This window comes from Rhizobium sp. 2YAF20, assembly GCF_052114685.1.
GTDB lineage: Bacteria > Pseudomonadota > Alphaproteobacteria > Rhizobiales > Rhizobiaceae > Rhizobium.
Genome location: NZ_JBFRFF010000012.1, coordinates 1 through 24,596 on the forward strand (window position 1 = coordinate 1; position 24,596 = coordinate 24,596).

Below are 24,596 nucleotides of genomic sequence, written 5' to 3' on the forward strand. Positions count from 1 at the left end.
GATCACAAGAGCTTCGCGGTTGCATGCCCGCTCGCCCTGGAAGGCACCGCCTTATATCCGGTTCTTGTTCATCAGCCCGCAGTTTCGATCCACGCTGCCTCCCCACGGTCGGTCACCCTTCCGCAGTTGCGCTTCACTTCGTTCGCCGTGACCAGCTTACGATGGGACTTGCACCCACAAGAGTGCGCCCATGCTGGGCGCACACGCAAAAGGCGGGCGCCTCGGCACCCGCCTTTAAATAATTCCGATCGAGCTGGCGTTGCTCAGCCTGCCGCGAGCGGCGCGCCCCAGCCGCCCCAGACGTAGATCGAGAAAAAGAGGAAAAGCCAGACGACGTCAACGAAGTGCCAGTACCAGGCGGCGGCCTCGAAGCCGAAATGCTGCTTCGGGGTGAAATCGCCGCGGATCGAACGAACGAGGCACACCAGCAGGAAGATCGTCCCGATCAGCACGTGGAAGCCGTGGAAGCCCGTCGCCATGAAGAAGGTCGCTCCATAGATCGAGCTCTTGAACGCGAAGGGTGCGTGGGCGTATTCGTAAGCCTGAACCGAGGAGAACAGCATGCCGAGCAGAACGGTCAGCGTCAGGCCCTGGATTAGTCCCTTGCGGTCGTTGTGCAGCAGCGCGTGGTGCGCCCAGGTGACGGTCGTGCCCGACAAAAGTAGGATGACCGTGTTGTAGATCGGCAGGTGCCAGGGATCGAGCACCTCCACGCCCTTCGGCGGCCACTGACCGCCGGTGAACAGCACGCGCGAGGCCTGGATCGCTTCATTAGAGAACAGGCTGGCGTCGAAATAGGCCCAGAACCAGGCAACGAAGAACATCACCTCCGAGGCGATGAACATGATCATCCCGTAGCGCAGGTGCAGCGAGACGACGCGGGTATGCGCACCCTCATGCGCTTCCTTGATCGTATCGGACCACCAGCCGTACATGACGTAGAGTATCAGCGCGAGACCGATGAAGAACACCCAGGGGCCGGCAAGTTCGAGCCCGAACAGCTTGAACGAACCGCCGTTCAGGTAGCGCATGAAGGCGACCCCGCCGAAGGTCATCAGGAAAGCACCGACCGCCGCGATGATCGGCCAGGGGCTCGGGTCTATGATGTGATAGTCATGATGTTTCTGATGCGCTTCGGCCATGTAGCAATCCCCGAATTACTTTCCCATATTGCCCCCGGCCACGCCGAAAGCATCTCCATCAAAGTTTTTTAGCCTTTACAGGCGTTGGATCAACGGTCAAGGCGACCGGCTTTGCCCCGTCCCTGGGGTAGAAAGTGTAAGACAGCGTCAGAGCCGTGATATCCTTGGTCTCCGGCGCCTTGGTGATATCGGGATCGACGTAGAAGACAACTGGCATCTCGCGTCTTTCCCCCGGCGCCAGATCTGTCTCGTTGAAGCAGAAGCATTGCACCTTGTTGAAATAGACGCCCGCTTCGACCGGCGACACATTGAAGATGGCCTGGCCCCGCGTCGGCTGGTCGGACTTGTTCTCGGCGTAGAACTTTATCTCGATGGTCTCGCCGATCTTCGGATTGACCTCACGCTGCATCGGCTTGAAATCCCAAGGCAGGCCCGGGGCGACATTGGCATCGAAACTCACCGCGATCGGCCTGTCGAGAATGACGGTCGAGGCTTGTTCGACACGCTGGGTGGTGCCGTTGAAGCCGGTGAGTTGGCAGAACATCCGATAGAGCGGCACCGTCGCATAGCTCATGGCGCCCATTCCGACGACAAAGCTTAAGCACATGATAACGATCAGGCCGTTGTTGCGACCGACCCTGCGCGTTCCATCCGTTGAGATCTCGGCCATCAGTCTTTCTCCCTAATGCCCGGTTCCGACTTTGATGATCGTAATCGCATAGAAAATGATCACCAGGCCTGCAAGCACCAGGCCGAGCGCTATGTTGCGGCCGCGGCGGGCTTTCTTCTGCGCGTCGGTGAGCTTGATCAGATCCATCAGAACAATCCCCCTGACACGAGCACGGAGGCCAGACGATCGAGCATCAGGGCCGAGAAGATCGCGAAGAGATAGAAGATCGAGAAGGCGAACAGCTTCTTGGCCGGGATCATCTTCACATCGCCGTCCGGCATCCGCCAGACGGCGATGGAACAGTAGATGAAGACAGCGCCGAGGAGACCGGCAACCAGGCCGTAACCCGGGCTGGCAAAACCCATCAGCGCGGGAACGACGCCGATTGCCGCGGTCAGCACCGAATAGACGACGATCTGGTTCTTGGTTGTCGGAATGCCCGAGACATTCGGCAGCATCGGCACGCCGACGGCCTCGTAGTCTTTCATCTTGAACAGCGCCAGGGCCCAAAAATGCGCCGGCGTCCAAAGGAAGATGATCAGGAACAGCACGATGCTATCCAGCGACACAGTACCGGTGACGCAGGCCCAGCCGATGATCGGCGGGAATGCGCCGGCTGCACCGCCGATGACGATGTTCTGCGGCGTCGAGCGCTTCAGCCACATCGTGTAGACGACGGCATAGAAGAAGATGGTGAAGGCAAGGATCGCCGCCGACAGCCAGTTGACCGCCAGCCCGAGGATAGTGACCGAGAAGCCGGACAGCACCAGGCCGAAGCCGAGCGCTTCCGGCGGCGTGACGCGGCCTGATGGGATCGGGCGCTTGGCAGTGCGGGTCATGATCGCGTCGATATCGGCGTCATACCACATGTTCAGCGCGCCCGAAGCGCCGGCGCCGACTGCGATGCAGAGGATCGAGATCAAGGCCAGGAAGGGATTGATGTGGCCCGGGGCCAGCACGAGGCCGGCAAAAGCCGTGAAGACGACCAGCGACATGACGCGCGGCTTCAACAGCTCGAAAAAATCGCGCGCGCTGGCTTTGGAAAGGCCGGTATCGCCTTCAGCCCCGTGCGCGTCGTGATTTTCGATAACCGTCATGCTTGCGTCCAGTCTGATGTGAGGCCAGGCGCCGAAATACTGCTCGGCGCCTGGAAGAGATAGTTACTTGATGCGCGGGAGCTGTTCCCACTGGTGGTAGGGCGGCGGCGAGGGAAGCTGCCATTCCAGCGTCGTCGCACCTTCGCCCCACGGATTGTCGCCCGCCACCCGCTTCTTGGCGAAAGCTTCGTACACACCGACGAGGAAGATCACGACACCGACCGCCGAGACGTAGGAGCCGATCGACGAGACGAAATTCCAGCCCGCGAAAGCATCGGGATAATCGATGTAGCGGCGCGGCATGCCGGCAAGCCCGAGGAAATGTTGCGGGAAGAACACCATGTTCACGCCAACGAACATCACCCAGAAATGCAGGTTGCCGATCGTCTCGTTATACATGTAGCCGGTCATCTTCGGGAACCAATAGTACCAGGCAGCGAAGATGGCAAAGACTGCGCCGAGCGACAGGACGTAGTGGAAGTGGGCAACGACGTAGTAGGTGTCATGCACCGGACGATCGAGACCAGCATTGGCGAGCTGCACGCCGGTAACACCACCGACGGTGAAGAGGAAAATGAAGCCGATGGCCCAGATCATCGGCGTGCGGAACGAGATCGAGCCGCCCCACATCGTCGCGATCCAGGAGAAGATCTTCACACCAGTCGGGACCGCGATGACCATCGTGGCGAACACGAAGTAGCGCTGCGTGTCGAGCGACAGGCCGACGGCGTACATGTGGTGCGCCCAGACGACGAAGCCGACCGCACCGATTGCCACCATGGCATAGGCCATGCCGAGATAGCCGAAGATCGGCTTCTTGGAGAAGGTCGAAACAATATGGCTGATGATGCCGAAGCCGGGCAGGATCAGGATGTAAACCTCGGGATGACCGAAGAACCAGAAGAGATGCTGGAATAGGATCGGGTCGCCGCCGCCTTCAGGCGCAAAGAAGGTCGTGCCGAAATTGCGGTCGGTCAGAAGCATGGTGATCGCGCCGGCAAGCACCGGCAGCGAGAGCAGCAGCAGGAAGGCTGTGATCAGCACCGACCAGGCAAATAGCGGCATCTTGTGCAGCGTCATGCCCGGCGCGCGCATGTTGAGGATCGTGGTGATGAAATTGATCGCACCGAGGATCGATGACGCACCGGCGATGTGGAGCGCAAAGATCACCAGGTCGATCGCGGGACCGGGATTTCCGACGCTGGATGACAGCGGCGGATACATCGTCCAGCCGCCGCCGGCGCCATAGGCGCCCGCCGGGCCTTCGACAAACATCGAGAGCAGAAGCAGAAGGAAAGCCGGAACAATCAGCCAGAAGGAGATGTTGTTGAGGCGCGGGAAGGCCATGTCCGGTGCGCCGATCATGATCGGCACCATCCAGTTGGCAAAGCCGCCGATCATCGCCGGCATGACCATGAAGAAGATCATGATCAGCGCGTGCGCGGTCGTAAAGACATTGTACATCTGCTTGCCGCCGTCGATCGCGGCATCGCCGGAATAGCCGTAGACCATGGAGGCGAGGCCGCTGAAGATCTGGATCCCCGGCTCCTGCAATTCCATGCGCATGGCAACCGAAAGCGCGCCGCCCACGAGACCCGCGAAAATCGCGAAGATCAGGTAGAGCGTGCCGATGTCCTTATGGTTCGTCGAGAACAGCCAGCGGTTGACAAAAGTCGGCTTGTGGACGTGATGATCGTCGTGGGCATTCGACGCATCGTGAAGATCATGGGTATGATCGCCGTGAGCTGTGGATCCAGCCATTGTATCCTCTCCCCTAATTACTGTGCGACATTGGCGGCGACATCGACGGTCGGCGCCGGCCGGTCGACTTCAGCCATCAGGGCTTTGTTCGCTTTGCCAAGGTCGCTTGCGGCCACCGTCAGCCACTGCTTGTACTTGTCTTCGGAAACGATACGGATAGCGATCGGCATGAACGCATGGTCCTTGCCGCAGAGCTCGGAACACTGACCATAGAACAGACCCTCGCGCTCGGCGCGGAACCAGGTCTCGTTCAGCCGTCCGGGGACGGCATCGGTCTTGACGCCGAAGGATGGCATCGAGAAGGAATGAATGACATCGGTCGGCGCTGCGGTCACGAGGACGCGCACCGTCTGGTTGACCGGAAGGACCAGCTCGTTGTCGACGGCCAGGAGCCGTGGATAGACTGCCTTGTCGGACTTGCCGGCGGCGGCGCGATCCTGCTCCTTTAAGAGGTAGCTGTCGAAGGCCAGCGGCGAAGCGCCGGTGTTCTCGTATTCGTAGTTCCACTGCCACTGGGTGCCGGTCACCTTGATCGTCACGTCAGGCTTCTGCGGAAAAGTCAGCTGCGCGGTCAAAAGGTCGAAGGACGGAACGGCGAGGAAGAGAAGCACCAGAACCGGGCCGATGGTCCATGCGACTTCGATCAGCGTATTGTGGCTCGTGCGCGACGGCACGGGGTTTTTGCTGGCGCGGAACTTGACCATGACGGTGATCAAAAGCGCGAGTACGAATAGCGTGATCGGCACGATGAACCAGAGCGTGTAATGCTCGAACCAGCGGACCTGGCTCATGATCGGCGACGCAGCCGGCTGGAAATCCATCTGCCACGGCGCGGGTTGATCGGCAAAACAGCCCGTCGCGAAAAGCAGACAGGCGGTCGACGCCAAAACTGCGTTGGCCCTCTTCATTGCAAATTATCTCCCTCAGGCGTTCGATCCGGATCAGTCGCGAACGCAGAATCCCTACAATCCTCATCGTTTCAAACCACAGTTTAGTGCGGTCCGCAACAACTCAACGCATTTGTCTATGCGGCATTTTTGCGCAAAAGAAAACGGCAGCCTGTTTGCGCAAACAAGACAAGCTTTTCATCACCATACGGGTAATATCGCCAAGGTCCAACCGGAACGGGGGACAAAATGTCGGTCAAGTCCTATTTCCGCCGCAGTCGAATTGGAATCCAGCTAGCGGGGCTTTTCATTTCCCGGCTTGGGCTTCAACAATGGCCCACTGATTCGAATCTAGAGGTTTTTATGGGTTTTCGTTCCCTTGCGCGGTTTTGGCTGCTGAGCGCCAGCATCGCCGTCATGGCCTCATCAACTGCCTTTGCACAGCAGCCTGCGCCAGCCCCGGCCGAGCAGCCGGCGCAAACGCCGCCTGCCGACGCAGCACAATTGCCCTCCGCTCAACAGCCGCCTGGAAGCGTCAAGTCGATGCACGGCGCCTGGTCGGTCGTCTGCGACAAGCCGGCGGGCGCTGCCACCAATCAATGCGCGTTGATGCAGAACGTCATCGCCGAGGATCGACCCGAGGTCGGCCTTTCGGTCGTGGTGTTGAAGACTGCCGACCGCAAGGCGAAGATACTGCGCGTCCTTGCCCCGCTCGGCGTGCTGCTCAGCCCGTTTCAGCCGACGGACGGTGGCCTCGGGCTGATCGTCGACGGCAAGGACCTCGGCAAGACCCAGTTCGTCCGCTGCTTTGCCGACGGATGCTACGCCGAAGTGGCATTGGACGACAATCTGCTGAAAATGCTGCGGGCCGGAACAACCGCGGTCTTTTCGGTGCGCGAGGCAGCGGATAAGGATAAGATCGGGATACCCGTCGATCTCAAGGGCTTCGGCGAAGGCTACGACGCACTGCCGTAAGGCAGCGGCGGCATGCCGACAATGTTCGCACTGGCATGATCGTGCGGAATTCGATGCGTTGGAGGATGCGTTCGAGATTGAGAAGTACGGCACCCGGCCTTTTGTGGAGGAGGGTTTCTTTTTAAGAGGCATAAATGGGGTTTCGTCGTTCTAACGGATTTTGGGCTTGCCGCGCTGCTGCCGCGGTGGTGCTGATATTGCCCGGCCTGGCGCTCGCCGAAGAACCGGCAGCTCCTCAGGCAACGCCCGCGCCCACCCAGCAGGAGGCGCCAGCGACAGCGAACGCTCCGGCACCGGCGGCCCCCGTGGCCGCAGAACAGTCGCCGGCACCGGCCGCTCCCTCGGAAACGCTGGCTCCGGCACCGACCCCACCCACGCCGCCCGCCGCGCCGACAACTGCCCAATCGAGCAAGACCGCGTTCGGCGCATGGACCGTCGTCTGCGGCACGCCGGATGGCAGCTCGGAAAAGCGCTGCGTGTTGATGCAAAGCGTCATTTCGCAGGAGCGTCCGGAGATGCAGCTTTCGGTCGCCATATCGAAGAATCCGGGCGGCAAAACGGGGCTTTTGCGCGTGCAGGCGCCGCTGAGCGTTCTCCTGCCGAACGGTCTCGGCCTTTATGTTGACGGCACCGATATCGGCAATGCCTATTTCGCCCGTTGCTTTTCCGATGGATGCTATGCGGAAGTTGTGCTGGAAGACGCCCTTCTCGGCACTTTGCGCAAGGGCTCGAGCGCGACCTTCACCGTCTTCCAGACCCAAGAAGAAGGCATAGGCATTCCCGTCGACCTCAAGGGATTTGCCCAGGGATATGACGCCCTGCCCTAAGGCCAGGGCTTGCTCAGACGCGCCCTGCGACTTACATCGGCTTTGAACGGAGCACCAATGTCATGAACACCGATCTTCTCACCCTGTTCGATATCGATGAGACAAAGCTGCGCGACATCGTCTCCGACGCGCTGGCGGGCGCCGACGACGGCGAATTGTTCGTCGAACATGTCCAGGCGGAATCGCTGACGTTCGACAATGGGCGAATGAAGGGCGGCAGCTTCAACACCGAGCAGGGTTTCGGCCTTCGCAGCGTGGCCGGCGAAGCGGTTGGCTATGCCCATGCCGGAGATCTTTCGGAAGCAGCGCTGCGCCGTGCCGCCGATGCCGTTGGCGCTGTAACGCGAGGCTATGCCGGCTCCTACGCCGCCGCGCCCCAGCGGACCAACAAGGTACTCTACAGCGACGAAAACCCGATTGGCGCTCCGAGCTTCGAGGATAAGGCGAAGCTCTTGCAACAGATCGACAGCTATCTGCGCGACAAGGACGGCAAGGTGCGCCAGGTGACCGCCTCGGTCGCCGCAAGCTGGCAGGTCGTCGACATCCTGCGCGCCGACGGCCACCGCGTCCGCGATATCCGGCCGATGACACGCATCAACATCTCCGTCATGGTCGGCGATGGCGACCGGCAGGAGAGCGGCTCCTACGGCACGGGCGGTCGTGTCGGCTTTGCCGATTTCATTACCGAGGAGAATTGGCATTTCGGCGCCGACGAGGCATTGCGCCAGGCGCTGGTCAATCTTGAAGCGATGGACGCGCCGGCCGGCACGATGGACGTGGTGCTCGGGAACGGCTGGCCGGGGGTCATGCTGCATGAGGCAGTCGGCCACGGCCTCGAAGGCGATTTCAACCGCAAGAAGACCTCCGCCTTTGCCGGTCTCATGGGCCAGATGGTTGCCGCCCCCGGCGTCACCGTCGTCGACGACGGCACGATCGAGGATCGCCGCGGCTCCATCACCGTCGACGACGAGGGAACACCCTCGGCCTATAATGTGCTGATCGATAACGGCAAGCTCGTCGGCTACATGCAGGACAGGCAGAACGCCCGGCTGATGGGCATGAAGGCGACCGGCAACGGCCGCCGCCAGGGCTATGCCCATGTCCCGATGCCGCGCATGACCAACACCTACATGCTTGGCGGCGACAAGAGCCCGGAAGAAATCATCGCCTCGGTCAAGAAGGGCGTCTATGCCGTCTCCTTCGGCGGCGGCCAGGTCGACATCACCTCGGGCAAGTTCGTCTTCGGCTGCACCGAGGCCTACATGATCGAAAACGGCAAGATCGGCGTGCCGATCAAGGGCGCCATGCTGATCGGCAACGGCCCTGACGCCATGAAGCGTGTCTCGATGGTTGGCAACGACATGAAGCTCGACACCGGTATCGGCAATTGCGGCAAGGGCGGCCAATGGGTCCCCGTCGGCGTCGGCCAGCCGCATCTCAGGATGGACCAGGTGACGGTGGGCGGGACGAAGGCTTAGAAATATCAATCCTCAGCTGAAGTCACCCAGTTCGATAACCCATCATGATGGGTTATTCTTCGCTATGGTCATGATATCTCGCTCAGACGGATTTCGCGTCGTGATCTTTGTCGATCATCACTCTCCGGCGCATGTCCATATCTTTGGCGATTGCGGCGTCACGTTCTCTATACGTTCTGATGGAGCTATGCCGCGATTCCCCTGGAGGTGTCGAGACCGCAAGGGGGTCTTTCGCTGTCAGCGCAACGTCTCAGCCCTGGCTTGGAAGCAGCAGGCAATCGAACGCGTGCTTCTTCAGCGCCTTACAGGCAGAGGCGGCCGCATCGCGGCTATCGAAGCCGACGAAGCGGGCGCGATAGACCTTTGATCCGCCCTCCCCGAAGGCTTCGGTATAGGGCGAGGCCTTGTGTAGTGCATTCCCGGTCTTCGACTGGGCGTCGGTGAGGATGTCCTTTGCCGCCTTGGCGCTCGGCGTTGCGGCGATCTGCACCTGCCAGCGGCCGGCGTCGGGCTTGCCGGCATTGATAATCTCGTCCTGAACCTGCGGGCGGTCGAGAGGGACGGCCATGTCGACACCGGTCTCGGTCGCGATGTTGCTTGGCGGAGCCAGCGGCGCGGGACCGCGCTTCGTCGGCGAGACGCTCTTTGCCGTGGCCTGGGCGATGCTTTGGGTGATGACTGCATCGACATGGCGGGGTGCCTGCTGGCTCGGAATGTCGACGTCGGGCGCGACAGAAGCCACCTCAACGGCCTTGCGGTTGCGACTGCCGATGCTGGCGACGAGCCTGGTATTGCCGGTCGACGAGGCTTCCTTGACGTAGCGGTGCAAGAGGCCGGCCATCTTGTCGTCCCGGCTGCGCGCCGTCGCACCGCCCATGACGACGCCGATGACGCGGCGATTGCCGTCGCGCACGGCGCTGACGATGTTGAAGCCGGAAGCGTCGGTATAGCCGGTCTTGATGCCATCCATGCCCTGATAGCGGTACATCAGATTATTGTGGCCGCGAATGGGGCGGCCGCGATAGACGAAGCCCGTCTGGGAAAACAGCCGATACTCGCCGGGGAAATCATTGATAAGCGCGACGGCAAGCGTCGACATATCGCGCGCGGTGGTGATCTGGCGCGGGTCGGGCAGCCCCGACGGATTGACGAAGACGGTGCGGCTCATTCCAAGCGCCCGGGCCTTCTGGGTCATGATGCGCCCGAAGCCGCTTTCGCTGCCGCCGAGCGTTTCGGCCATGACCGTTGCCGCGTCGTTGGCGGACTTGATGATCATGCCATTGACCGCTTCGCGAACGGTAACCGTCGTGCCGGCCTTGAGGCCGAGTTTGGTCGGGTGTTTGTTTGCGGCGTTGCTGGAGACCTTCATCTTGGTGTCCCAGCCGAGCTTGCCGCGGTGAAGCGCCTCGAAGGCGAGATAGAGCGTCATCATCTTGGTCAGCGACGCCGGATGGTTGAGCTCATCGGCGCTATCGGAGGTCAGGATCTTGCCTGTCTTGCCATCCATGACAAGATAGGCACTGCCGGCGAATGTGGCGACGGTCGAATTCAACAGCACAAGGGCCGCCGAAAAGGCCACCAGTATTTTCTTCATCTCTGTCCCCAACCGAAACAAATGCAGTGCGTCGCAACGCCAGATGTGCGTTTTTGCGACAGAAGCGGAAGTTTAATGCGAACTTGAGGCAGACGCCTCGATCAAGCCCTAATTTTGCCGGTGCTGGTAAATGAAGCGTTAAGGATCTGAAATATTAACGGGATTCAGCAAGACTTAACGTCGCAGGGGCTAAATCTCGATGTCATTTTCTCTTGAGCCAACCAGACAAGGCAACAAGGCACCCATGGAGCAAGGCATCAGCCGCGGGCTGCGCAGACACCTCAAGCATGCCCTGATCACGGCCGGGCTCGAGACGTCCTTCGTTCTCGACAGGCTTGGCCTGCTGCGCGATGCCGGCGGCGCGGGCGCGATCTTCACGCTGCACCATGTTCGCCCCCACACAGCCAGGGTCCTCGAACCCAACCGCCATCTCGAGATCACGCCGGAATTTCTTGACCTCGTCATTCGCAGGCTGCGCGGCGAAGGTTATGTCTTCGCAGTCCTCGATGAAGTGCCTGCCCTGTTGGCGACCAAGCGCGCGCCGCGGTTCATCGCCTTCACGCTCGACGACGGCAATCGCAACAATCTGGAGCATGCTCTCCCCGTCTTTCAGTATCACGGCGTGCCCTTCACGGTCTTCGTCTCGCAGGGTCTCTCGGAGCGCACGCACGGCATGTGGTGGGAAACGCTTGCCGAACTGCTCAGCGGGCTCGACCATGTCAACTTCGATTTCGGAGCGGGTGTCAAGCGCGTGGATCTTACGGGGGTCGGGCAGAAGCAGCAGGCATTTGACCGTTTCGCCGCCTATATCAACCGGTCGGACGAGGCAGGCGCCGTCGACGCGATCGACAAACTTGCCCGCAGCCACAGCGTGGAGCCGCTTGATATCGTGCGTGCATTGATCATGGATCGAGAGGATTTGAAGACCCTCGCCGCCAATCCGCTGGCCTCGCTTGGAGCGCACACCGTCGGCCACCGCGCATTGGCGCGCCTCAGCGAGGCGGACGCAACGGCGGAAATGGCGATCTCGGCAGATTATGTGGCTTCCATCACCGGTTTGCGTCCGCTGTCGATCGCCTATCCATATGGGACAGTCAGCGCGGTCGGTGCCCGCGAGGCAAGCCTTGCCTCCGCGCTCGGATTTGAGATCGGCGTGACCACCCGGCCTGATGTAGTGACTGCGGCCATGTCGTCGGCAACGACGATGCTGCCGAGGTTGTCGCTCAACGGCTTTTATCAGAAAGCTCGTTACGCCTCGGCGCTGGCATCCGGCATTCCTGTTCGGCTAGAGGGCGGCCTTATAGGGAGGGGTTAGGACGAGAGCCTCTACCTGCCCCTTGGTGGGTGGCAGAGCAGCTGCGGGTGGGGTGATGCTCTCAGCCTTCGCGACACCCAACGGATCACCCACCCGGCACTCCGTGCCGACCCTCTCCAACCAAGGGGAGGGTCTTCCACCCGCGCCCTGCAGTTTTCACTGCGCCACTTGACGGCAAGCCGTAGTGCTCGCCCGACCCCTTATGCTGAGGCGCATGATGGAGTGCAGGGGAGACATGCCTCGAACCACGAGGGCTGAGCGAATGCCTCGCGCACGAATCACGGATACATCCGCACCTTTTCCCACGCGCCTTCCGGGACATTGCGGCGGAATTCGACGCGGTCGTGGAGGCGGAATTTGCGGTCGTGCCAGAATTCGATCGACAGCGGCCGGATGCGGAAACCGGACCAGTAATCCGGACGGGGGATTTCGCCGAGAGGATACTTTGCCGTGTATTCCGCCACGGCCTTCTCAAGAGCAAAACGGCTTTCCAAAGGCCGCGATTGCTTGGAAGCCCAGGCGCCGATGCGGCTGCCCCGGGGCCGCTGGCGGAAATATTCGTCCGCCTCCTGGTCGGTCACGACTTCAACCAGGCCGCGCAGACGGATCTGGCGTCGGAGCGACTTCCAATGAAAACACATGGCCGCTTTTTTCTGAGAAAGGAGTTCTTGGCCTTTCTGACTCTCAAAATTCGTATAGATTACGAATCCATCGTGATCAAAACCCTTCAGGAGGACCATGCGGACGTTCGGCAAGCCATCCTCATCCACCGTTGCGAGCGCTACCGCATTGGGATCATTCACCTCCGAAGCCTCGGCCTCTTTCAGCCAGGCTGCAAACAGCGCGAATGGCTCATTCTGTTCGGTGAAGTCACCGCTTGTTAACTCGTTTTCCGACATATTGGTCCAAGTGCCCCGATATTAAACAGAATGCCCAGGTGTTTTGGCGGCTGGACAGGAATACACGGTGGAAGTCATATCAAAGTCGACAGTTGAGACAAAGGGCTTGCGAGCAAAGAGCGGTATATTGGTGGCCATCGGCATCGCACTCCTCTCGCTAAGCGGCTGCGTTTCAGGCGGCATGGATTTCCTCAGCACCGCCAAGGTTGATCGGACCGTCACGACGGGGACGATCCCGCAAGCCCCCATCACCACCGATAGCGTCTCCGACGAAACGACCGTGCGCAATGCCGTTACCTCGGCGGACCTCAGCAAGACCAACGGCCAGCCGCTGCCGTGGGCCAACGCCTCCACCGGAAGCGCCGGCGTCATCGACACCATCGTCGAAAACACGAACTCCGGACAGATCTGCCGTCAATTCCGGACCACCCGCCATGCCTATGACGGCATCGCCAATTTCTATGGCAAAACTTGCCTTATCGACAGCGGCAACTGGCAACTGATGAGCTTCCAGCAGGCAGGCTGAGAACTCGTATAGCGCATCAACCCATTTCCAGCACCGGCCTCAGAAGTGTCCCCGCCTCGATCCTTTCCGCCAGCGCGTAGATATCGGCGCTTGGCGAGCGATCCATGTCGAGCGGCGGAACGATTGAACGCACCGCATCGAACAGAGCCTGCCCCTCGCCGCCGAGCTTGATCTCGCCCCGCAGGTCTATCGCCCGGGCAGCAACGATCATCTCGATCGCCGTCAGATAGCGCAGTTTCTCGATCAGACGTGCGGACTTGTCGACGACGGACATTGCCAGCGACGCGTAATCCTCGACGCGATCGGCAACCGGCGTCACGACGAAAGGCATCGGCATTGCGAGATGGCTGATCTCTGCGGTCAAAGCCGCAATCGTCTTCTGCAGGGCGCCGAAGCCATTGGCGCCCGGCGCTTGCGGTGCGAGAAACCTCGGCAGGTCGGAAAGAGCCGGAGACAGCAGCTTCATCATCCGCTCGGCAGCCATGGCCGCGAGGCGAGCGAGCGACAGGCCGAGCGTGTCGAAGGCAAGCGCCATATGGGTCGCGTCGAAATTGCCCGTCGGCAGGATCAGATCCTCCGACGCAAGGACAGCCGGGTTATCGTCGCTCGAGCGCAGTTCGAGCTCGGTTGCCGCCCATGCCGTCTTCAGCGCCATGAACGCGGCGCCGATGACGGAGGGCGCGCAACGGAGCGAAAGCGGATCCTGCAGGCGCCGGGCGGCATTGGCTCCGGTGAGATCGCCACCTTCAAGGAAGGAGCGGATCGCTAAGGCGGCCTCCGCCTGTCCCGGCGCCGGGCGAAGGCGGGTCGCCAGCGGATCAAGCGGGGTCATGTTGGCGCGGAAGCCTTCGAACGACAGCGCGACGGCACCGACATGCGCGTCGAGCACATGCTTGATATTCTGCAGCAGCAGACAGGCAAGGCCGACCGAAGCGGCATTCGAGGAAATCAGCGACAGTCCGTCCTTGATGCCGAATGTCGGTAATATCAGGCCGGCGGCGTCAAACGCCTGGGCGCCGGACACGACGCGGCCGTCCTGAAGGGTAATGGTTCCCTCACCTGTCAGCACGAGCGCAATATGGGCAAGGGGCGCGAGATCCGCCTCGCCGATCGAGCCGGTCATAGGCACGTCGGGGTGGATGCCGCAGTTCAGCATATCCGCAAGGCGCTGGACAACCGGGCTGGAAACACCGGAATAGCCAAGGCAAAAGCGAGCTATGCGCGCGGCGATCATGGCCCGGACTTCAGCTGCTGCTGCCAGCCGGCCGACGCCGACGGCACGGGGACGCGGTATGCGATATTGGCCAGCGCTATCGGTGGGGTCGATCCTGGTGTCGACGGCAGCGCCAAGGCCGGTGCTGACGCCATAGATCGCCTCACCGCCTTCGACGTGACGGACAAGACAGGCATAGGCCGCATCGATGGAGGCGACAGCCTCTTGTCCGATGGCAACCTTGGCGCCGTCGCGGGCGATGGCGCAGATCGCATCGATGGTTGTTGCGGCACTATCGAATACCAGTGTCCTGGCAGCGTCCTTCGATGGCATAGCCGGCCCCTCAGGCAAAACGGAGGCGTTGGCCGATGTTCAGCCGGCGCGCCTTGTCGACCATGGCAGCGCCGAGAGCCACGTCTGTGGTGCTGAGGCCGCGATGCCAGAAGAGGATGGTCTCTGCATCGCTCTGACGACCAGGCCTTGCGCCGCAGACGATCTGGCCGATTTCGGCGTAAAGGTTCTCCGCGGTCACCTTACCCTCGTCGACGTGACGGCGCAGGGCACCGTAAGGCCGGCCGGGGCCGCACTGCCCCCAATCGTCGACCACGACCTTGTCCATGATGTCGGTCAGGTCGAACTCCAGCGCGCTCATCGTGCCATAGGGCACGACGAAGGCACCCTTCTTGACCCATTCGGTCTTGAACAGCGGCGTCGGCTCGGGCAGCCGGCTCGCCTCTATCATGATGTCGGCGCCCTTGAGACAATCTTCCCAATTGTCGGTGACAATGATTTTCTTGCCGAGATCCTGCTCCAGCCGGGCGGCAAAGGCATTGCGGCTCTCGGGGCGGCGGGAATGGACACGGATCTCGTCGAAATCGAAGATGTGATCGAGCAGGCGGACATTCCAATAAGAGGTGCCGCGAGCACCGACGTGACCGAGGATCTTGCTGTCCCTGCGGGCAAGATGGCGCGCCGATTGCCGTGACCGCGCCGGTGCGCATGTCGGTAATCGCCGTTGCATCGATGATCGCCTTTGGCACGCCGGTATGCGGATCGAACAGGTTCAACACCGCCAGCTCCGACGGCAGGCCCTGCTTGTAGTTGTCGACGAAATCGCCAACCACCTTGACGCCGGCGTAGTCGAGCGCTTTGACGTAGCCGCGCAGCACATTGAAATGGCCCTTGTCGGAACTTTCGGGCACCAGGTGAACACGCGGCTCGATGACCGTTTCGCCTCGTCCCTGCGCATCCAGCGCCTTCGTCACCGCGTCAAGAATTTCATCGTTGCTGAGGGCCAATGCCCTGGCGTCAATGGCATTCAGATAGTCGATCCAGATTTCCTGCATGAAGTACCTCGGTCTTCCCGGTCGCTTGATATTGGGCACCCGGGCCCCACCATGAAAGATTTGTCTATACTTATTGTCAAGGCGAAAACGCCGGTCATGCGACCTATCCCATGGCCGGACGGCACGGGCCACATCCTTAATATTATCCATCACCGATGCACCAATGTTTAGCGAATGACTAACCATTGCCAGCGATCACTAGGCGTATCGTTCATCGGCGTAAGGACTGATTAGCAACTGTCCCGCAAGATCACCTTATATGTGCGCTAAATTAGTTTCCTTCGGCAAGCGAAACGGGATGCGTGCAACGGGTTCATTCTTCGAGTCGGGGCGTGCCGGACAGGACGGGCGCCCGGTCCGAAAAGCGGCGGTCAAAGATATGCGCGATCCTTATAAGACACTGGGTGTGCGGCGAGATGCCGGCGTGGATGAGATCAAGGCTGCCTGGCGCAACATGGCCAAGGCCGTTCATCCCGACCACAATCGCGACGACCCGACGGCAACCGAGCGCTTCGCCGAAGTCGGCCGTGCATACGACACGTTGAAGGATCCGAAGAAGCGGAGCCGCTACGACCAGGTTCTCGGCATGGCAGCGGCCAAGAGCCGCGAGCAGACCATCATGCAGCAGAGGCAGGCCGCCCACGAAGCCGAGGCCCGCGCCAAGGCAGCGCGCGCCAACGCCGAAAAGGTGCTGGAGGAGCTTGCCCGCGCCAACGCCCAGAAGGCACAAAAGGCCACGAACGCCACGGCGGCCGGCGGCCAGGCCCAAGCGCAGGCCCAGACAAATACCGCGGCCGGAACCAGCCAGCAGCCGAACGCGCAGGCCAGTAACGCATCGACCAGCGGATCGCAGGCATCGGCGATGCAGGGCAGCGCCGGCAGCGAAACGCCCGAGGACATGATCGAACGTATTTTCGGAGCGCAGGCCCGTGCAACCGTTCCGGGCATGGAGCAAGGAGGAGGAGCCGAGAAGCCTCCGAGCAACGGGCAGCAGGAAGCGGCGGATCGCTTCGAGCCCGAGGAGGCCGAACCCGTTGCGGTCTCCGGCATCGGCTCGATCATCTCCCTACCCCCATTTGCCATCCTCGGCTCGCTCGTCCGCCGCATCACCGGCACGGCACCGGCGCTCGAAAGGGCGCCCGATATCGCGGCCGAAGCAAGCATCACGCTCGAGGATATCCTCAAGGGAAACTGGATATCGGTAACGCTGTCCGACGGGCGCGAGCAGCGCTTCCAGGCCGCACCCGGCATGAGCGACGGCCATGTGGTTCACCTCAAGGGTCAGGGGCTGAAGTTGCAAGGCATGTTGCGCGGCGACCTGGCGATCACCGTCCATATTGCTCCTGACCCACGCTTCATCATCAAGGGTCTTGATCTTCACACCGCCCTGCCGGTGACCATCGAGAACGCGGTTCTTGGCTGCAAGACTCACGTCGAAGGCCTGAACGGCAGCGTCAATGTGACAGTTCCGGCCTGGTCCGGCTCGGATCACGTCATCCGTATCCCCAACGAAGGATTGCCAAACAGCGAGGGCGGAAAGGGCGATCTTGTGGTCGAATTGCGCCTTATGCTGTGGGAAAAGCCCGATGAGCGCGTCGCCGATCTGATGCGCATCAGGAAAGACGGGCTGTTTTTGTGAAATTTCGGTGACAAGCGCACCCTTTATTACGCTCCCTTACAGTTGATGATCCAACCCATGCTTGAACGGCGCAACGGCCTATGCCATAGGCAGGGTCAACGACAAGTTCAAGGGAGCAGAATATGGCTCAAGCAACAGGCCTCATGTCCGGCAAGCGCGGCGTCATCATGGGCGTCGCAAACAACCGTTCCATCGCATGGGGTATTGCCAAGGCCATTCATGCGCAGGGCGGCGAAGTCGCATTCACCTACCAGGGTGACGCGCTGAAAAAGCGCGTTGAACCGCTGGCTGCCGAAATCGGCGGACATCTTGTCGGCCATTGCGATGTTGGCGACGAATCCAGCATTGACGAGGTGTTCGACAATGTCGAAAAGCTGTGGGGCAAGATCGACTTTATCGTCCACGCAATCGGCTTTTCGGACAAGGACGAACTGACCGGACGTTATGTCGATACGTCGCCGGACAATTTCGCAAAGACGATGCAGATTTCCGTATACTCCTTCACCTCGGTCGCGCGACGCGCGGAAAAGCTGATGACGGATGGCGGCGCAATGCTGACGCTCACCTATTACGGCGCCGAAAAGGTCATGCCGAACTATAACGTCATGGGTGTCGCCAAGGCGGCGCTCGAAGCGAGTGTCAAGTATCTGGCGGTCGATCTCGGCCCGAAGAATATCCGCGTCAACGCTGTTTCGGCCGGACCGATCAAGACGCTTGCGGCATCGGGGATCGGTGACTTCCGCTACATCCTGAAGTGGAACGAGTACAATGCGCCGTTGCGCCGCACCGTTACCATCGAGGAAGTGGGCGACGTTGGCCTCTATCTGCTCTCGGACCTGTCGCGCTCCGTCACCGGCGAAATCCATCACGCCGACAGCGGATATCATGTGGTCGGCATGAAGGCCGTCGATGCGCCGGATATTTCCGTCATCAAGGACTGACGTATCTTCTTATCGTCACGTTGCTCTGGTTATTTGGTTGGGTGATTCCCTCCGATAGCCGCTTCGTGCAATCAGGGATCACGTTCGGAGACCTCTACAGGATACGAAAATCCGTGCTGCTTTATGTGATCCGCCACGGACAGACGGACTGGAATGCTGAGCGCCGGCTGCAGGGGCAGAAGGATATCGATCTCAACATCATCGGCCGCGAACAGGCGCGGGCGAACGGTGAATTGCTGGCAAATATCCTCGGCGATAGCGTCATGGATTACGATTTCGTCGCGAGCCCCCTTGCCCGCACCCGCGCAACTATGGAAATCGCCCGCGCCGCGATGGGCCTGCCGCCCACGGACTACCGCACCGATGAACGCCTCGTCGAAGTTTCATTCGGCGCGTGGGAAGGCTCGACGCTCAAGGAGCTGCGGCTGACGGAACCCGAGCGCTTGAAGGAGCGCAACATCGCAAAGTGGGATTTCATCCCGCCCGGCGACGATGCAGAAAGCTACGAGATCATGTCCTGGCGGGTCGCTTCCTGGCTCAAATCCGTCGATCGGCCCACGGTCTGCGTCACCCATGGCGGCGTCATTCGCGCGCTGTTTCGGCTGATCGCCGATATTCCGAGGGACGAAGCGGCCGAAGGCGAAATCCCCCAGGACCGCATTCTAAAGATCGACCTTTCGCTGAAATCCATCCGCTGGATCGACTGAGCGGCTATCTCCTCATTGAACGATATCGAGGTCGTTTATGACGCGCTTGCCGTCGACTTCGGTATAGAACACGATGACCTTGACGCCGGCCTCCAGCCCATTGAAGTCGAAATCATCGGGTGTCTGATATGTCTTGCCGTCGTCGAGCGTAATGCTGAGGTTCTTCGTGTCGACCTTCTTGATGGTCGCTTCGACATCGGCGCTTTCGGCAAAACCTACAACGGGCGCAAAAATAGACGCAGTGGCCAACAGCGTGGCAACAAAGAATCGCATCCGGAGATACCTCACAAATTTCATGACTAACGTGTCGTTAAGCACAGATAGCTCCCGGAATATGGCGGAAATCGCCCGCAACAATGGCTTTTAACGCCCAATTAATGAACAGATTTTTACGGTTGATCAAGTCTCGGTAGCAAGGCGAATTTGTCGGTTCCCAATGTTGGACGGCCTGCTGGGGCGCAATCCCGAGTTAGCTGCCGGTTGCCGGTTTTGCATTGTGGCGGCGCAGGCTGCGACGGACCGCGCGTCAATTGTCAGCCGTCCGCAATTCCATTCTCGCGCGACTGCCGATCGCGCAAAATAAAGGCTTTTGCCTTGGCCTGTTTTTGGCCTATGAGTGTGCCGCAATTCAAATAAAGGCGCGGCCCGCCTGCGGGACCGGTCGGGCCAAGAAGGCAATCCGGTCGTTTCCCATGTCGCATAACACATTCGGTCATCTGTTCCGTGTCACCACCTGGGGCGAAAGCCACGGCCCGGCGCTTGGCTGCATCGTTGATGGCTGCCCTGCGGGCCTGCGGTTCACCCTCGATGAAATCCAGGCGTGGCTCAACAAGCGCAAACCGGGGCAATCGCGTTTCGTCACCCAGCGACGCGAGGACGACCTCGTCAAGGTATTGTCGGGCGTAATGCTGGATGAGGACGGCGTGACGATGACGACGACCGGCACACCGATCTCGATGATGATCGAGAACACCGACCAGCGCTCCAAGGATTATGGCGAGATCGCGCGCCAGTATCGGCCGGGGCATGCGGACTACACTTACGATGTCAAATACGGCATACGCGACTATCGCGGCGGCGGTCGTTCCTCGGCGCGCGAGACCGCGGCACGTGTAGCTGCCGGCGGCATCGCCCGTCTCGTCGTGCCCGGCGTCACCGTGCGGGCAGCCCTCGTCCAGATCGGCAAGCACAAGATCAACCGCGCCAACTGGGATTGGGCGCAGGTGGACCAGAACCCGTTCTTTGCGCCAGACCCAGAAATCGTGCCGGTCTGGGAGAATTATCTCGACGGCATCCGCAAGGCCGGCTCCTCGATCGGCGCCGTGGTGGAAGTCGTCGCAGAAGGCGTGCCTGCGGGCCTCGGCGCGCCGATCTACGGCAAGCTCGACCAAGATATCGCCTCGCTTTTGATGTCGATCAATGCGGTCAAGGGCGTCGAGATCGGCAACGGCTTTGGCGCCGCTGAAATCACCGGCGAGGAAAATGCCGACGAGATGCGCATGGGCAATGACGGTCACCCGATCTTCCTGTCCAACAATGCCGGCGGCATTCTTGGCGGCATTTCCACCGGCCAGCCACTGATTGCACGCTTTGCCATCAAGCCGACCTCATCGATCCTCACCGAGCGACGCAGCATCGATGCCGACGGACACAATGTCGATCTGCGCACCAAGGGCCGCCACGACCCCTGCGTCGGTATTCGCGCCGTGCCTATTGGCGAGGCCATGGTTGCCTGTGCGATTGCCGATCATTACCTCAGGGACCGGGGCCAGACCGGCCGGCTGAAATAAGAACAAGGAGCTTCCTCAATGCCCTATGACCAAAAGCGTGTCGTCGATGCTATCAGGGCTTTCGAGGCCGGCGAGATCATTGTCGTCATGGATGACGACGACCGCGAGAACGAAGGCGACTTGATCGTTGCCGCCGTTCACTGCACGCCGGAAAAGATGGCCTTCATCGTCCGTCACACCTCGGGCATCGTCTGCACGCCGATGCCGCGCGAGGAGGCCAAGCGCCTGAACCTCAATGCCATGGTGGCCGAAAACGATTCGGCCCATACCACCGCCTTTACCGTCTCCGTCGACTTCAAGCACGGCACAACGACGGGCATTTCCGCCGACGACCGGACGCTGACAGTCAGGAACCTTGCCAACCCCAATGTCGGCGCTAGCGATTTCGTGCGGCCAGGCCATATCTTTCCGCTCGTCTCCCGCGAAGGCGGCGTGCTGATGCGCTCAGGCCATACGGAAGCTGCAGTCGATCTCTGCCGGCTTGCCAACCTGCCGCCGATCGGCGTCATCAGCGAGCTCGTCAACGACGACGGCACAGTCATGCGCGGCCCGCAGGTGTCTGCATTTGCTGAAAGCAATGGACTAAAGGCCATTTCCGTCGCCGACCTCATCGCCTATCGCCAGCGCAAGGAGACGCTGATCGAGCTCGGCTCGAGTTTCGATATCGAGACCGCCTTCGGCAAGGCCCGCGCCCACACCTATTCGCTTCCCTGGGATCCGATGCAGCATCTGGCCGTCGTCTTCGGCGATATCCGCGACGGCGTCGACGTTCCCGTCCGTCTTCATCCGGAAAATGTCGCCGGCGATGTCTTCGGAAAGCAGCGTCCTGTCGACCATTATATGCAGAAGATCGCCGAGGAAGGCCGCGGGGTCATCGTCTATCTGCGCGAGGGCTCGGTCGGTGTCGGCCACCACGACAACGGGCGCAAATCCCGTCAGGACCGCGAAGCCCATGCCGAAGCGCAAAGCCGCGAAAGCGAATGGCTCGAGATCGGCCTCGGCGCGCAGATCCTCAAAGACCTGGGCGTGACCTCGATCAAGCTGCTCACCACCCGCGCCCGCCACTATGTCGGGCTGGAAGGTTTCGGGATAAAGATCGCCAAGACCGAGATCTGGTGAGGGGCAGCTTAGCACTCGTCACCCGCGCCAGCCATCCAGCAGCACTACCTTCTCAACCCCGGTAAACCGCGCGAGACGGTCGAGTTCGGCTTCCAGTTTTTCGAGCCGGCCGGTAGAGGGCTTGATGCCCGGCTCCAACCACAGGCGCTTGACGTCCAGCGTTCCTGCCTTGCGGTCGGCCTTCATGTCGATGCGGCCGATGAGGCGGTCTGCCTCGAGCAGCGGAAAGACGTAATAGCCGTATTCCCGCTTCGGCTCCGGCACGAAGATCTCGATGCGATAGAAGAAGCCGAACAGGCGTTCGGTGCGGTTGCGGTCGCGCAAGGTCGGGTCGAAGGGGCTAAGGACGCGCAGGCGGGCGGGTGGCTCTGCATGGGCGTCGAGCGATGCCGGCAAGTCGGCAAAGGCAAAGGACGGACGCGGCTTGCCGCCGAGCGCCGGCTCGATCAGCACCTCGCAAAGCTCGTCGCGATGAGCCTCGACCCAGTCCTTGGTTTCCTGGGGCGTCAGTAAATCCCAAAAGGCGGCGATCTCACCCGAGGTAGCAAATCCCAGCCGTTCGAGGGCGCTGCGGCATGCCCAATCGACGAACTGGTCGTAATCGACTTCGGGCGCATGGAACGCGGCTGGAATGACGCGCTCGACCAGATCGTAGACTTTCTGGAAATTGGTGCGCCCGGCGATGGCGAATTTGCCGGTGCGCCAATGATATTCCAATGCCGTCTTGTTCGGATGCCAGTTCCACCAGCCGCCGGAGACATGGCCATCGGCCTTGATCTCGCGCGCCATGATCGCGCCGCCGTTGAGGACGCGCTCGTAGGTCTCGTCGAAGGCGGCCTCGAAGCCCTCCCCGCGCCACTTACGCCAGCGCTCGATGAGCGCCTGCTCCTCGCGACGGAACTTGTGCTTCCAATAGACGAAGAAGGTGCTCGGCAGGATCGACGCATCATGCGTCCAGTGCTCGAAGAGAGCGCCGTCCTTTTCGAGCAGTTCCGTCAGGTGTTCGCGACGATAGGTCTGGTTGCGCGAGAACAGGATCTGATGATGCGCCCGCTCGACCGTGCCAATGCTATCGACCTGGACGAAGCCGATATCCTGGATCAGCTGCAGCAACCCCGCCTTGGTCAAGGCCCGGTTCGGCGGTGCGCACAGCCCTTGCTTAGCGAGGAACACACGGCGGGCGTCGCGATTCGAGATCAAATTGGTCATTGACAGAACGTAGGCTTTTATTCCCACAGTTTCAAATCGATCCGGCGAAGATTTCCCATTCCGACAAGATTTGCCTTCGCCACAATCCGGGTTATAGGAACACCGTGCTTGGACCGCAGAGGGGCCTGATTTGGATATCCGCTTCGAGGAAGCCAGCGTAAGCTTCGGGGGGCGGGTGGCGCTTTTCCCTTTGAGCCTCACGCTTTCAGAACAGCGGATTGGGGTGATCGGGCTCAATGGGTCCGGCAAGACCACCTTTGCGCGGCTGATCAACGGCCTGGCAAAGCCGACCATGGGCCGCGTCATCGTCGAAGGACTGGACACTGTTGCCGATGCCAGGTCGGTGCTCGGGAAGGTAGGGTTCATATTCCAGTCGCCGCAGAACCAGATCATCCTGCCGGTCGTGGGCGACGATATCGCTTTCGGGCTGAAGAGCCGGGGGCTGGCAAAAAGGGAGATCGAGGCTGCCGTTGAGGCAGTACTCGATCGCTTCGGCGTCCGGCATCTCGGCGACCGGCGGGCCCATGAGCTTTCAGGCGGTGAACTGCAGATGGCAGCCCTTTGCTCCGTGCTCGTCACCGGACCCGACATTCTCATTCTCGACGAGCCCACCAACCAGCTCGACCTCAAGAACCGCGCGCTCGTAGAGGCAACGATCGCCGGGCTTGGCGAAAACGTCATCGTCATTAGCCACGATCTGCCACTGATCGAGGATTTCGAGCGAGTGCTGCTTTTCGATCAGGGTCGCCTCGTTGCCGATGGCCCGGCGCCGGAGGTTATCGCTCGCTACAGGGAGATCGCACTTTGATGCAAGCGCTCTATGTCGAAGGCAATACGTGGATGCATAGGCTATCGCCGCGCATCAAGCTGTCGGCGCTGGCGCTGCTCGGCGTGGTCCTGTTCGTAACGGACCGCTCAGCACTTCTCACGCCCGCCGCAATCGCCGGCGCGATCCTATATTTCTCGGCCGGCCTGTCCCTTCGCGAGGCACTGGTGCGCCTGCGGCCGGTCTTCCTCGTGATCGCCTTTGTCGCGCTGTTCAGCCTCCTGTTCAATCCGCTGCACGTCACCATCGTGACCGTGTTACGGTTGACGGCGCTCGTGCTCTTCGCGGCAACGGTAACGGCGACGACAGCGATTGCCGCCTTTATCGACGAGATCACGTTTCTCACCGGACCGCTCGAGAAGATGGGTCTCGTGCGCGCGGCGGATATTGGTCTTGCGGTGGGCCTGGTGGTGCGCTTCTTGCCGGAGATATTCGACCGCTATCAGGCAATCCGTGAGGCGCACGAAGCGCGTGGACTGAAGGTCCGTTTGAGCACGATTTTGGTGCCGCTCATCATCCTGACGCTACGGGATGCGGACAGCATCGCGGCGGCGATTGACGCGCGCGGCATTCGGCGGCATTGAACAGACACGCTGTTTCACGCCGCGATTCGAGAGCCTGACGTTAAGGCCCGA

23 protein-coding genes and 1 pseudogene are annotated in these 24,596 nt (G+C 60.9%); 12 read left to right on the forward strand and 12 right to left on the reverse strand.

Annotated features, from left to right (window positions below; genetic code table 11):
* Nucleotides 1-263: 263 nt before the first annotated feature.
* The 6 genes from AB4Z52_RS15975 to coxB all read right to left on the reverse strand — a co-directional run bounded on the left by AB4Z52_RS15975 (nucleotide 264) and on the right by coxB (nucleotide 5,578).
* On the reverse strand, nucleotides 264-1,142 hold the full coding sequence (locus AB4Z52_RS15975; RefSeq protein ID WP_442218909.1) for a cytochrome c oxidase subunit 3: 879 nt from the start codon (nucleotides 1,140-1,142) through the stop codon (nucleotides 264-266).
* Nucleotides 1,143-1,200: 58 nt separating this feature from the next.
* Nucleotides 1,201-1,812: a cytochrome c oxidase assembly protein gene (locus AB4Z52_RS15980; RefSeq protein WP_442218910.1), complete on the reverse strand. Its 612-nt coding sequence runs from the start codon at nucleotides 1,810-1,812 to the stop codon at nucleotides 1,201-1,203.
* Between the two features lie 12 nt (nucleotides 1,813-1,824).
* Nucleotides 1,825-1,959, reverse strand: a complete 135-nt coding sequence (locus tag AB4Z52_RS15985) for a hypothetical protein (protein ID WP_442218911.1) — start codon at nucleotides 1,957-1,959, stop codon at nucleotides 1,825-1,827.
* A complete protein-coding gene (locus AB4Z52_RS15990) occupies nucleotides 1,959-2,909 on the reverse strand; it encodes a heme o synthase (RefSeq protein WP_442218912.1) in 951 nt (316 codons plus the stop codon). Before AB4Z52_RS15990 ends, AB4Z52_RS15985 begins: the two co-directional genes overlap by 1 nt.
* Before the next feature lie 63 nt (nucleotides 2,910-2,972).
* Nucleotides 2,973-4,670 (reverse strand): cytochrome c oxidase subunit I, encoded by a 1,698-nt coding sequence (gene ctaD / locus AB4Z52_RS15995; RefSeq protein ID WP_442218913.1) that lies wholly within the window; start codon nucleotides 4,668-4,670, stop codon nucleotides 2,973-2,975.
* Between the two features lie 17 nt (nucleotides 4,671-4,687).
* Nucleotides 4,688-5,578 (reverse strand): cytochrome c oxidase subunit II, encoded by an 891-nt coding sequence (coxB, locus tag AB4Z52_RS16000; protein ID WP_442218914.1) that lies wholly within the window; start codon nucleotides 5,576-5,578, stop codon nucleotides 4,688-4,690.
* A gap of 342 nt (nucleotides 5,579-5,920) precedes the next feature.
* Between coxB and AB4Z52_RS16005 the strand changes: the two genes are divergently transcribed.
* The 3 genes from AB4Z52_RS16005 to tldD all read left to right on the forward strand — a co-directional run bounded on the left by AB4Z52_RS16005 (nucleotide 5,921) and on the right by tldD (nucleotide 8,837).
* Nucleotides 5,921-6,532 carry an invasion associated locus B family protein gene (locus AB4Z52_RS16005; protein WP_442218915.1) on the forward strand — a complete coding sequence of 204 codons (612 nt, stop codon included), beginning with the start codon at nucleotides 5,921-5,923 and terminating at the stop codon, nucleotides 6,530-6,532.
* Between the two features lie 134 nt (nucleotides 6,533-6,666).
* Nucleotides 6,667-7,359 (forward strand): invasion associated locus B family protein, encoded by a 693-nt coding sequence (locus tag AB4Z52_RS16010; RefSeq protein WP_442218916.1) that lies wholly within the window; start codon nucleotides 6,667-6,669, stop codon nucleotides 7,357-7,359.
* A 62-nt stretch (nucleotides 7,360-7,421) separates the two neighbouring features.
* A complete protein-coding gene (gene tldD, locus AB4Z52_RS16015; protein ID WP_442218917.1) occupies nucleotides 7,422-8,837 on the forward strand; it encodes a metalloprotease TldD in 1,416 nt (471 codons plus the stop codon).
* Nucleotides 8,838-9,087: 250 nt separating this feature from the next.
* On the opposite strand, the gene AB4Z52_RS16020 is transcribed toward tldD, so the two are convergent.
* Complete coding sequence (locus AB4Z52_RS16020) at nucleotides 9,088-10,431, reverse strand: serine hydrolase (protein WP_442218918.1); 1,344 nt, start codon at nucleotides 10,429-10,431, stop codon at nucleotides 9,088-9,090.
* Between the two features lie 244 nt (nucleotides 10,432-10,675).
* Here AB4Z52_RS16020 and AB4Z52_RS16025 point away from each other — a divergent pair, with 244 nt between their 5' ends.
* Nucleotides 10,676-11,746, forward strand: a complete 1,071-nt coding sequence (locus tag AB4Z52_RS16025; RefSeq protein ID WP_442219026.1) for a polysaccharide deacetylase family protein — start codon at nucleotides 10,676-10,678, stop codon at nucleotides 11,744-11,746.
* Between the two features lie 278 nt (nucleotides 11,747-12,024).
* On the opposite strand, the gene pdxH is transcribed toward AB4Z52_RS16025, so the two are convergent.
* Entirely contained in the window at nucleotides 12,025-12,645 is a 621-nt protein-coding gene (gene pdxH / locus AB4Z52_RS16030; RefSeq protein WP_442218919.1) for a pyridoxamine 5'-phosphate oxidase, read from the reverse strand.
* Between the two features lie 67 nt (nucleotides 12,646-12,712).
* Between pdxH and AB4Z52_RS16035 the strand changes: the two genes are divergently transcribed.
* Nucleotides 12,713-13,171, forward strand: coding sequence for an RT0821/Lpp0805 family surface protein (locus tag AB4Z52_RS16035; protein WP_442218920.1), 459 nt, complete (start codon nucleotides 12,713-12,715; stop codon nucleotides 13,169-13,171).
* Nucleotides 13,172-13,187: 16 nt separating this feature from the next.
* Here the strand turns inward: AB4Z52_RS16035 and AB4Z52_RS16040 are convergent, their stop codons facing one another.
* Nucleotides 13,188-14,717 carry an HAL/PAL/TAL family ammonia-lyase gene (locus AB4Z52_RS16040; RefSeq protein ID WP_442218921.1) on the reverse strand — a complete coding sequence of 510 codons (1,530 nt, stop codon included), beginning with the start codon at nucleotides 14,715-14,717 and terminating at the stop codon, nucleotides 13,188-13,190.
* A 10-nt stretch (nucleotides 14,718-14,727) separates the two neighbouring features.
* Nucleotides 14,728-15,730 (reverse strand): annotated as a pseudogene (locus AB4Z52_RS16045) (ornithine cyclodeaminase family protein).
* A gap of 379 nt (nucleotides 15,731-16,109) precedes the next feature.
* Here AB4Z52_RS16045 and AB4Z52_RS16050 point away from each other — a divergent pair.
* The 3 genes from AB4Z52_RS16050 to AB4Z52_RS16060 all read left to right on the forward strand — a co-directional run bounded on the left by AB4Z52_RS16050 (nucleotide 16,110) and on the right by AB4Z52_RS16060 (nucleotide 19,017).
* Nucleotides 16,110-17,369 (forward strand): DnaJ C-terminal domain-containing protein, encoded by a 1,260-nt coding sequence (locus AB4Z52_RS16050; RefSeq protein ID WP_442218922.1) that lies wholly within the window; start codon nucleotides 16,110-16,112, stop codon nucleotides 17,367-17,369.
* Nucleotides 17,370-17,491: 122 nt separating this feature from the next.
* Complete coding sequence (fabI, locus tag AB4Z52_RS16055; protein WP_442218923.1) at nucleotides 17,492-18,310, forward strand: enoyl-ACP reductase FabI; 819 nt, start codon at nucleotides 17,492-17,494, stop codon at nucleotides 18,308-18,310.
* A 113-nt stretch (nucleotides 18,311-18,423) separates the two neighbouring features.
* Nucleotides 18,424-19,017 (forward strand): histidine phosphatase family protein, encoded by a 594-nt coding sequence (locus AB4Z52_RS16060; protein WP_442219027.1) that lies wholly within the window; start codon nucleotides 18,424-18,426, stop codon nucleotides 19,015-19,017.
* Between the two features lie 12 nt (nucleotides 19,018-19,029).
* Here the strand turns inward: AB4Z52_RS16060 and AB4Z52_RS16065 are convergent, their stop codons facing one another.
* The gene (locus AB4Z52_RS16065; protein ID WP_442218924.1) at nucleotides 19,030-19,290 is read right to left on the reverse strand and encodes a DUF1344 domain-containing protein; all 261 of its coding nucleotides are present in this window, start codon (nucleotides 19,288-19,290) and stop codon (nucleotides 19,030-19,032) included.
* A gap of 419 nt (nucleotides 19,291-19,709) precedes the next feature.
* Here AB4Z52_RS16065 and aroC point away from each other — a divergent pair, with 419 nt between their 5' ends.
* Nucleotides 19,710-20,807, forward strand: coding sequence for a chorismate synthase (aroC, locus tag AB4Z52_RS16070; RefSeq protein WP_442218925.1), 1,098 nt, complete (start codon nucleotides 19,710-19,712; stop codon nucleotides 20,805-20,807).
* Nucleotides 20,808-20,825: 18 nt separating this feature from the next.
* The gene (gene ribB, locus AB4Z52_RS16075; RefSeq protein WP_442218926.1) at nucleotides 20,826-21,926 is read left to right on the forward strand and encodes a 3,4-dihydroxy-2-butanone-4-phosphate synthase; all 1,101 of its coding nucleotides are present in this window, start codon (nucleotides 20,826-20,828) and stop codon (nucleotides 21,924-21,926) included.
* Between the two features lie 18 nt (nucleotides 21,927-21,944).
* Here ribB and AB4Z52_RS16080 read toward each other — a convergent pair whose 3' ends face one another.
* The gene (locus AB4Z52_RS16080; RefSeq protein WP_442218927.1) at nucleotides 21,945-23,135 is read right to left on the reverse strand and encodes a winged helix-turn-helix domain-containing protein; all 1,191 of its coding nucleotides are present in this window, start codon (nucleotides 23,133-23,135) and stop codon (nucleotides 21,945-21,947) included.
* 130 nt (nucleotides 23,136-23,265) lie between these two features.
* Here AB4Z52_RS16080 and AB4Z52_RS16085 point away from each other — a divergent pair, with 130 nt between their 5' ends.
* Both AB4Z52_RS16085 and AB4Z52_RS16090 read left to right on the forward strand, forming a co-directional pair.
* On the forward strand, nucleotides 23,266-23,943 hold the full coding sequence (locus AB4Z52_RS16085; RefSeq protein WP_442218928.1) for an energy-coupling factor ABC transporter ATP-binding protein: 678 nt from the start codon (nucleotides 23,266-23,268) through the stop codon (nucleotides 23,941-23,943).
* Nucleotides 23,943-24,545: an energy-coupling factor transporter transmembrane component T family protein gene (locus AB4Z52_RS16090; RefSeq protein WP_442218929.1), complete on the forward strand. Its 603-nt coding sequence runs from the start codon at nucleotides 23,943-23,945 to the stop codon at nucleotides 24,543-24,545. The genes AB4Z52_RS16085 and AB4Z52_RS16090 overlap by 1 nt, the downstream gene beginning before the upstream one ends.
* The last annotated feature ends 51 nt before the right edge of the window (nucleotides 24,546-24,596 follow it).

Coding starts and splice junctions, on each gene's coding strand:
- AB4Z52_RS15975 (WP_442218909.1), bottom strand. CDS start 1,142: ATGGCCGAAGCGCATCAGAAACATCATGACTATCACATCATAGACCCG.
- AB4Z52_RS15980 (WP_442218910.1), bottom strand. CDS start 1,812: ATGGCCGAGATCTCAACGGATGGAACGCGCAGGGTCGGTCGCAACAAC.
- AB4Z52_RS15985 (WP_442218911.1), bottom strand. CDS start 1,959: ATGGATCTGATCAAGCTCACCGACGCGCAGAAGAAAGCCCGCCGCGGC.
- AB4Z52_RS15990 (WP_442218912.1), bottom strand. CDS start 2,909: ATGACGGTTATCGAAAATCACGACGCGCACGGGGCTGAAGGCGATACC.
- ctaD (WP_442218913.1), bottom strand. CDS start 4,670: ATGGCTGGATCCACAGCTCACGGCGATCATACCCATGATCTTCACGAT.
- coxB (WP_442218914.1), bottom strand. CDS start 5,578: ATGAAGAGGGCCAACGCAGTTTTGGCGTCGACCGCCTGTCTGCTTTTC.
- AB4Z52_RS16005 (WP_442218915.1), top strand. CDS start 5,921: ATGGGTTTTCGTTCCCTTGCGCGGTTTTGGCTGCTGAGCGCCAGCATC.
- AB4Z52_RS16010 (WP_442218916.1), top strand. CDS start 6,667: ATGGGGTTTCGTCGTTCTAACGGATTTTGGGCTTGCCGCGCTGCTGCC.
- tldD (WP_442218917.1), top strand. CDS start 7,422: ATGAACACCGATCTTCTCACCCTGTTCGATATCGATGAGACAAAGCTG.
- AB4Z52_RS16020 (WP_442218918.1), bottom strand. CDS start 10,431: ATGAAGAAAATACTGGTGGCCTTTTCGGCGGCCCTTGTGCTGTTGAAT.
- AB4Z52_RS16025 (WP_442219026.1), top strand. CDS start 10,676: ATGGAGCAAGGCATCAGCCGCGGGCTGCGCAGACACCTCAAGCATGCC.
- pdxH (WP_442218919.1), bottom strand. CDS start 12,645: ATGTCGGAAAACGAGTTAACAAGCGGTGACTTCACCGAACAGAATGAG.
- AB4Z52_RS16040 (WP_442218921.1), bottom strand. CDS start 14,717: ATGCCATCGAAGGACGCTGCCAGGACACTGGTATTCGATAGTGCCGCA.
- AB4Z52_RS16050 (WP_442218922.1), top strand. CDS start 16,110: ATGCGCGATCCTTATAAGACACTGGGTGTGCGGCGAGATGCCGGCGTG.
- fabI (WP_442218923.1), top strand. CDS start 17,492: ATGGCTCAAGCAACAGGCCTCATGTCCGGCAAGCGCGGCGTCATCATG.
- AB4Z52_RS16065 (WP_442218924.1), bottom strand. CDS start 19,290: ATGCGATTCTTTGTTGCCACGCTGTTGGCCACTGCGTCTATTTTTGCG.
- aroC (WP_442218925.1), top strand. CDS start 19,710: ATGTCGCATAACACATTCGGTCATCTGTTCCGTGTCACCACCTGGGGC.
- ribB (WP_442218926.1), top strand. CDS start 20,826: ATGCCCTATGACCAAAAGCGTGTCGTCGATGCTATCAGGGCTTTCGAG.
- AB4Z52_RS16080 (WP_442218927.1), bottom strand. CDS start 23,135: ATGACCAATTTGATCTCGAATCGCGACGCCCGCCGTGTGTTCCTCGCT.
- AB4Z52_RS16090 (WP_442218929.1), top strand. CDS start 23,943: ATGCAAGCGCTCTATGTCGAAGGCAATACGTGGATGCATAGGCTATCG.